Origin of the sequence: Argonema antarcticum A004/B2 (genome assembly GCF_023333585.1) — a bacterium.
In the GTDB taxonomy this organism is placed as follows: Bacteria; Cyanobacteriota; Cyanobacteriia; order Cyanobacteriales; family Aerosakkonemataceae; genus Argonema; species Argonema antarcticum.
The window spans coordinates 40840-49192 of sequence record NZ_JAIQZN010000057.1; the positions used below are offsets into that span (position 1 = coordinate 40840).

5 protein-coding genes are annotated in these 8353 nt (G+C 45.7%); 3 read left to right on the forward strand and 2 right to left on the reverse strand.

The features are described from left to right. The coding region (locus LAY57_RS22355) for a tetratricopeptide repeat protein (protein WP_249069063.1) at positions 1-1521 on the reverse strand (1521 nt) is incomplete at its 3' end. Next, on the reverse strand, positions 1521-2807 hold the full coding sequence (locus tag LAY57_RS22360) for an ATP-binding protein (RefSeq protein ID WP_249069064.1): 1287 nt from the start codon (positions 2805-2807) through the stop codon (positions 1521-1523). The genes LAY57_RS22355 and LAY57_RS22360, both read right to left, overlap by 1 nt. A gap of 97 nt (positions 2808-2904) precedes the next feature. On the opposite strand from LAY57_RS22360, the gene mutL reads away from it, so the two are divergent. The 3 genes from mutL to LAY57_RS22375 all read left to right on the forward strand — a co-directional run. Beyond that, positions 2905-4611, forward strand: a complete 1707-nt coding sequence (gene mutL, locus LAY57_RS22365) for a DNA mismatch repair endonuclease MutL (RefSeq protein WP_249069065.1) — start codon at positions 2905-2907, stop codon at positions 4609-4611. A 1026-nt stretch (positions 4612-5637) separates the two neighbouring features. Then, complete coding sequence (locus LAY57_RS22370) at positions 5638-8040, forward strand: putative bifunctional diguanylate cyclase/phosphodiesterase (RefSeq protein ID WP_249069066.1); 2403 nt, start codon at positions 5638-5640, stop codon at positions 8038-8040. 41 nt (positions 8041-8081) lie between these two features. After that, the coding region (locus LAY57_RS22375; protein ID WP_249069067.1) for a hypothetical protein at positions 8082-8353 on the forward strand (272 nt) is incomplete at its 3' end.

Below are 8353 nucleotides of genomic sequence, written 5' to 3' on the forward strand. Positions count from 1 at the left end.
TAACAGCGGTTCTGCTTCCCTGTATTTTCCTTGGTAATAGTAGAGATTTGCCAGATTGTGCAGATTTGTGGCGACATTGGGATGTTCATCTCCCAACCAGCGTTTTGTCAATTCCAAAGTTTGCAATAACAGCGGTTCTGCTTCCCTGTATTTTCCTTGGTAATAGTAGAGATTTGCCAGATTGTGCAGATTTGTGGCGACATCGGGATGTTCATCTCCCAACAAGCGTTTTATCAATTTCAAAGCTTGCAAATACAGCGGTTCTGCTTCGCTGTATCTTCCTTGGTAATAGTAGAGATTTGCCAGATTGTTCAGACTTGAGGCGACATCGGGATGTTCATCTCCCAACAAGCGTTTTATCAATTTCAAAGCTTGCAAATACAGCGGTTCTGCTTCGCTGTATCTTCCTTGGTAATAGTAGAGATTTGCCAGATTGTTCAGACTTGAGGCGACATCGGGATGTTCATCTCCCAACAAGCGTTTTCTCAATTCCAAAGCTTGCAAATACAGCGGTTCTGCTTCGCTGTATCTTCCTTGGGATTCGTAGAGATATGCCAGATTGTTCAGACTTGCGGCGACATCGGGATGTTCATCTCCCAACAAGCGTTTTCTCAATTCCAAAGCTTGCAAATACAGCGGTTCTGCTTCGCTGTATCTTCCTTGGGATTCGTAGAGATATGCCAGATTGTTCAGACTGTCTGATAAATCTGTTTCTAAACCAAGTTTTTTTTGTAAAGCAACAGCCTTGCGAAAATACTCTATTGCCAGTTCTTGTTCTTTTTGATAATCTTGAGCCTCACCCCTTTGCAGTCTTCTCTTGTAAATATCACCTATTCTCGCGTATAAGGTAGCCAAGAGAGGATCTTCATCACCTCGTTCCCCTTCAATCTTTTGAATCAGTTGTTGCAAATCTTCTACCGACAGAAAGTATGGATCGTCATCATTTTTAGGTGATTCGTCCATATCCAAAAATAACCGTAATGGGGCAATTTCCTTACCTGTAATTAAAGCAGTCTTTTTCGACTCAAACCGAAACACACCCTTGCGCCAACTCCAAAAGTCTGGAGCTTTTTTAATCAAGTTAATTAAGATTTGATTAGTCACCCAAATCACAATAGGATAAGGAAACTCTCGCAATGCTTCTCGCGTCCACTGCAAATAACCGAAAAAAATCTCCTGTTCCGAACGTTCAGCCCCTAATTTAAGAAAATATAGTTTCTCTGCACCCGTCACCGTCAATACTGCTTTGCCACCATTTTGCAGATACTCATCTGCTTGCACTACTTCCGCAATAGCAGCCCTAATACTCGGTTCGCCTCTGGGCAATTCTACCCGATAATTACGAATATCTGACCCTAGTTCAGCTTCATAGCGTGCAATTATCCGATCCCGAAAATTACTATCGTCGCAAACAGCAATCAATAAAGATAATACTCCCTGACTAGCCTCAATAGTAACTAGCAAATCTTCATAGTTTTCTTGATTTTTATCTTGCGGCTCTGCCATCTCTTGGGATATCATTATATCAACCCCTGTTCTCTCAATAGCTCAATTACAATCGGGTGAACATCGTACCAATTTTGACGATTGCGATACTCCAAAACATACAACCCATGTAGCAAGTCTAAAAACTCTGGCTGCTTTGGGTCATCCGGTGTAAATTGTTGATACGTCTTATGCAAGATTTCATAATCAACCTTACCTAAAGGAATGGCAAAATCATTGCGGATACCATTAACTGCTTTATCTAAAATCGCATCATCAATCATCATAGCAGTTTGAGCGGGTTGCCGCCTGATTAATCGCAGACAAATCCTGCAACATTCATTGGCAATGCGAATCAATTCCCGCAGCACACCGCCACTCATTAAAACCATCTTTTCTGCCGTCTGCGGTTCTAATAGCTGACTTGATATGCGCTTATTTAGAATTTGACATAAAATATCTTTAGCCTCCATGCGGATAGCTGGATTAGGTAGGCGGCTTTCTCCTTTCTCAAACAACTTCAGGACAGGCATCACGACTATTTGGTCATTCGTTTCTGTCTCAATCAGAGGTCGAAGAAACTTGTCTCGCAAAACAGCAATAGGTATCGTGTAAATAATCCGAAATCCAGGTAAGCAGAGAGCCTTGATGTTATCGCGGTAAATTTCGTCAACTCGCGCTAACTCTAGCTTATCCAAGTCATCGATAATAACCAAAACCTCTTTTTTACTGGCAACCTGAATAATAGCAGCGATTTCATTGATTCGCGCTACTAAGTCGGAAACCTTCCTCTCAAACTCTTGCTTGATTTCCTGGCGAACAACAGCATCTGCTTTCAGCTTGCCGCTAATAATTTTGAATAAATCGAAGCCTACGGAAGTTTCAGCTTGGAATTTTTCTTCTTCTATGCGAGTTTTACTGGCAAACCACTTATGTATAGCATTTTTGTTTGCTGGCGGTATCTCTACTTGCTGTTTTTCCGCTTCGTACATTAAGTTAACCGCGATGGCAAATAGGATGTTAATATGGTTGATATCCGACATTTCAATTGTGTCGGAGATAGAAAAAGAAACCACAAAGTATCGGTTATCTAACCAACGAGCAAACTCAGCCAATAATGTAGACTTACCGCAACCGCGATGTCCCGTGAAAATAATCTTCCCATCACCAGAAGGACTATCTTCAACCAACTGCTCTAATTCTTCAATAATTTCTCTACCATAATCTACCCTGAATTTATCTAATTCCCTCTGCTCCAATAGTGGCAGAAGTTCCAAATTTCGATAAGCTTCCTGAAAAACCTTTAATAAATCTCCAGACATCGCTTTGTATTGTAAGATGTTTTATTCCACTCATAATGATGACGCATTTTTGGATCTTCTTGCATTGAAAGTTGCCTGCTCTCCTAAACTAGATCTTATGCCTTCCCCTATTCAACCCCTACCCGCCGAAGTAGTGCATCTCATCGCCGCCGGTGAGGTGATTGACTGTATAGCAGCTGTTGTGCGAGAACTGGTAGAAAACGCCCTCGATGCGGGTGCAACGCGGATCGCCATATCTCTCTGGCCGGAACAATGGCGAGTGCGAGTAGCAGATAATGGTGTTGGTATGGACTTAGAGGACTTGCGACTCGCCGGAACTCCCCACAGCACTAGCAAAATCCGTCGTTGCGAGGATTTGTGGAAGATTACCAGTTTGGGGTTTCGCGGCGAAGCATTGCACAGTTTAGCGCAACTGTCGGAATTAGAGATTTGCAGTCGATCGCTTGATGGTGGTGAAGGGTGGCGAATTGTGTATGATGCTCTGGGGGAACCAGTGGTAGAAGAAGCAATTGCGATCGCACCTGGAACGATCGTCACCGCCGCTAATCTATTCGGTACGTGGACTGTTCGCCGCCAGGGATTACCGCCACCCGCACAACAATTGAAAGCGGTACAAGCTACTATTCACCAAATCGCCATCTGCCATCCTCACATTACCTGGCAAGTACAGCAAAACGATCGCCAATGGTTTATCATCAGTCCCGGCGAAACCGCACAGCAAATTCTCCCCCAAATCTTACGCGATGTGCATTTGACCGACTTGCAGCAGTTGAAAGTGGAACTGGGGACTGGGAAAGAGTTTTCACAATTACCAATTACCAATTCTCCAACTCAGTGGTTAGAATTAGTGTTGGGATTGCCAGACAGGTGCCATCGCCGCCGTCCCGACTGGGTGCGAGTTGCCACTAATGGACGAATGGTGAAGTCTGCGGAACTTGAGCAAGCTATATTAGCATCTTTTCAACGCACATTACCGCGCGATCGCTACCCCGTCTGTTTCCTCCACCTTCAGATTTCCCCCGATTTAATTGACTGGAATCGCCATCCCGCCAAAGCAGAAATCTACCTGCACTCCATGAATTACTGGCAGGAACAAATTACTCACGCGATCGGACAAGCATTACAAATCAGTCCAGCCAATCTACCAGAAGCAGTCCACAGCGAGAGAATGGGCAAATTACTCACAGCAGCAGAAAACAAAACTGCTTACAGCGTCAATCGTTCCATTGAACCAACTCCATCAAGTCAAAATGAGATGGGGTCGATCGAACTGCGTGTCGTCGCCCAAATCCACAACACTTATATTGTCGCGGAACATCCCGCTGGAGTTTGGTTAATAGAACAGCACATCGCGCACGAGAGAGTATTATACGAGCAATTGTGCGATCGTTGGCAACTCGTACCCCTTCAACCTCCGATCGTTCTCACAAATCTCTGCGATAACCAAGTCCAACAACTCCAACGCATCGGTTTAGAAATAGAACTCTTCGGCGAACAAATGTGGGCAGTACGCAACGCACCAGCACTACTAGCCCAACGAGAAGATTGTGCAGACGCCCTCCTAGAACTCAGTTTAGGGGGAGACTTGCAAACCGCGCAAGTCGCTGTTGCCTGCCGCAGTGCCATCCGCAACGGCACACCTCTTACACTGCAACAGATGCAGACCATCTTAGAACAATGGCAGCGTACCCGTCATCCGCGCACCTGCCCCCACGGTCGCCCCATCTATTTATCTTTCAAGGAATCTGCCCTAGCCCGATTTTTCCGTCGCCATTGGGTAATTGGTAAAAGCCACGGCATTTAGTAAGAGGGGCTAGGGGCTAGGGGCTAGGGAAGAGGGAAGAGGGAAGAGGGAAGAGGGAAGAGGGAGAAAATTTCATATTTCAGATTTAAATAAATCTAAAATCCCCACTCATAAGCTAACACGCATCTAATTCGGATATTTCTAATCCGGCAATCAAACCTTCAATTCCTCTCCCACTCCCCCACTCCCCCACTCTCCCACTCCCGCTAAACATACAAATTAAATGCGTAGCAGCTTATCATGTCCGGTGGCATCGGTAGTCTAAAAAAATAACTCTCTTATCTGTGTTCATCTGTGTTCATCTGTCTTCATCTGTGGTAAAAATTTAACCCTCGATGACAACAGACAATTTCTCGCATCACGCTTACGCTACCGATGCAACCGGACATGATATGATATCATGTCCGGTTGCATCAGTTATCTAAAAAATTCCTGTTTTTATTCTTATCTGCGTACCCAGATGTAGGTGCAGCCTACATCTGGGTACATCTGTTTTCATGTGCGGTAAAAATTTAACCAACAATGGCAACAGTCTTATTCCCGACTTTTTCACATTTTTAACTTAAAGATAGAGTATAGCAAAAGTCAAAATTCAAATGCTTTCTGTGAATTCGTTCTAGCGTTTTAGTACGTTCTAACCGCCCTGGCGGTTGCGATAAGTAGGTGAGCGTAAATAAACTTAACATCCAGAAACCGGGTTTCTAAGTGCGCGGCAGTTTTACGCCAAAATTAAAAAGAAAGTATTAAACAAATCTACGTTTTCTTAAAGATTTGATGAAGGCAATAGCGAAAACCCCATATTTTAGATTTCATATAGTAAATTATAAAAATAATTCAAAATTTGGCATTTTTTTAGATTATTTTGCATATTAACTAAATAGTGATATGGCCGTCTAAAAAGACAGCTTACTTTGTTGTACTTAATAGTCTTAAACAGTGTCAGCATTAGATATTCGTTCCAGACATTTATACCCTATCCCTGGAATATAACATTCAGTTGGCCGAAAAGTATGGAGGCTTACAGCTATGCTCCCGTTAAAAAGTGAACCTCGTTCCTGGGGGCTTCAAGCTCGCCTGTTAGTGCCGATTAGCTTGGTATTGGCGGCGGCGGTCAGCCAGAGCATCTTCAGCAACTTCTCGATCGCCAGACAAGCAGAACTTTTGGTCAACAGGCGGGGAGTCACCGTGCTGGAAGGAATCGCGAATTCTGTACAGGAGAGACGAAAGTCCAAAGAAATTGTTGCCGAGCTACTAGCCTCAAGGAAGGACTTAGCTACAGCAGTGAAAAAAGGCGACAAGAATGCCTTATCGCAAATGCTCACACCCCTACAAACCAAGCTGAAGCTGGGAGATATTCATATATATGACAGGAACGGTGGCGAAATCCTGCATCTAGGGGAAAAATTAGCTCCGACGATCGCCGCACCCCTACTCAAAACTGCTTTATCTGGATTAACAGAATCTACAGAATTGGTAAATGGGGAAGCACTAATAGTATTGGCTTCAGCCCCAATTAAAGAACCCCAAGGCACGATCGGAGTAATCTTAGTAGAAGCTAGACTCAAGGAAAAAGACCTAAACCCGATCGACAAAAGTGATGGTGTAGAATTAGCGTTATTGCCACAAAGCATTCCGATCGGCAGCACTCTAACCCAACCTGACTTGAGGCGCTTGCTGGATAAGTCCCAGCTAACAGGGGAGAGGCTAAACAAACTCAACCAAGACTTTGCTCGCTACAACTTCCACCTCACAGCTAAACCCCTAGCCAACAATGGCTTACTTGTAGCGTTGGTTCCCACAAAGGATTTAGTTGTCGCGTCCAACCAGCGCAATGCGATCGCCTTAATTGGCTCTGGAGTGCTGATTATCGCGATGTTGTGGTTCCTCTTAGTGCTGGCGCAAGATATTGCCAAACCGTTAAAAGTCACGATCGCCGCCACCGAAGACATCCTGCGGGGAAACTACCATCGACGGGTAGCATCAGGTAAAATTCACGAACTCAACGACTTAGCCGCAGCGATCAACTACCTAGCCCAGCAATTGGAAATCCAACTGGCCGAATTGACCCATCAGGCATTCCACGACCCCTTGACTAAACTGCCAAACCGCGCCTTATTTATGAACGAACTAGAGCAGGTTTTGACTGGCGCGGATCGAGGTCGATCCTCAGTTGCAGTGCTGTTTCTGGACTTGGACGGCTTTAAAGTGATCAACGATAGCCTCGGACACAAAGCGGGAGACCAGCTGCTCATTGGCGTGAGTCAACGCCTCAAATCCTGTTTGCGATCGGTCGATACAGTCGCCCGTTTCGGCGGCGACGAATTCACCATTTTGCTCAAAGACATAACTGAACAGAGCGATGCCACATACATAGCAGAACGGATTATAGAACAGCTACAAACTCCATTTAACTTAGAAAAGCGGGAAGTGTTCATCAGCAGCAGCATTGGGATTGCCTTAAGCAATTCTGGTTATGAGCGTTGCGACGATCTCCTGCGTAATGCCGATGCGGCCATGTACGAGGCCAAAAAAAGCGGTAAATCCCGCTATACCTTATTCAAACCAGACATGGACTCTCGTGCCTTTGAGCTATTGCAGCTAGCAACCGATTTGCGACGTGCGATCGAGCGCCAAGAGTTCAGGCTTTTCTACCAACCAGTACTGCAATTGGACAACGGCAACATCGGCGAAGTGGAAGCGCTGATCCGCTGGGAACACCCGCGCATCGGTCTGATCTCGCCTGCTAAGTTTATCCCCCTAGCAGAAGAAACGGGCTTGATCTTGCCTATTGGACAGTGGGTTTTGGAAACAGCTTGCCGACAAGCAAGAGACTGGCAATTGGAGTACCCCGACAATCCCCCCTTGGTGGTAGGTGTGAACCTTTCGGCGAAACAGTTCCAACAACCCCAATTTGTGGATAAAATTGCCCACATCCTCAATGAAACTGGTCTTAACCCTCAGAGCTTAAAGCTGGAAATTACAGAGAGTATGATGATGGAGCAGGGGGACACGACCATTGCCACATTATATCGGCTGAAACATTTGGGGCTACGGCTGGCGATCGATGATTTCGGGACAGGTTTTTCCGCTCTGAGTTACCTAAAACGCTTTCCTGTAGACACTCTGAAGATCGATCGCTCCTTCATCAAGGGTCTGGGGCATAATCGTGAAGATACCGCGATCGTCCATGCTGTAATTGCTTTTGCCAAGGCGCTACACTTAAGCGTAACTGCCGAAGGAGTCGAAACTGCCGAACAGCTATCGCAACTGAGAGTACTGGGATGCGATCGCGGTCAAGGGTATTACTTCTCCGAGCCTCTAACTGCTGATGCCCTTGAGCTGCTAATTAACAGACACCTCGATCGGTTTCATGCGATCGAACAAAGCAATTGCAACTGCATCTCGCACAACGACTGGGCAATAGCGTAATCGAGAGTCTACCGTACCTGCTGCGCTAATTTACTTAACTAATGCGAATCGTCACAATCGACCTCATGCTGGCTGTTGCGAAGCTGCCAATATTTCATCAACAGAAGCGCCGCGTCGCAATTCTTCCCATTGAGCATCGATTGGTTGATACTGGCAGTAACATACTACAATCCGCTCGTCAGTATCGAAGCTGGCGAACTGGCAAACCCGCACGACCACCCAATCACCATCGCGTCCGGTTAGAGTCGAGGGCTGGTATTACCCAGCGCCCCTCTCTGTTCGATCCAGGCGTGCGACTTTCACCGCACCTGGC

Bases quoted from the DNA above. Each gene is read 5' to 3' on its own strand.
- LAY57_RS22360 (WP_249069064.1), bottom strand. From the start codon at position 2,807: ATGTCTGGAGATTTATTAAAGGTTTTTCAGGAAGCTTATCGAAATTTG.
- mutL (WP_249069065.1), top strand. From the start codon at position 2,905: ATGCCTTCCCCTATTCAACCCCTACCCGCCGAAGTAGTGCATCTCATC.
- LAY57_RS22370 (WP_249069066.1), top strand. From the start codon at position 5,638: ATGCTCCCGTTAAAAAGTGAACCTCGTTCCTGGGGGCTTCAAGCTCGC.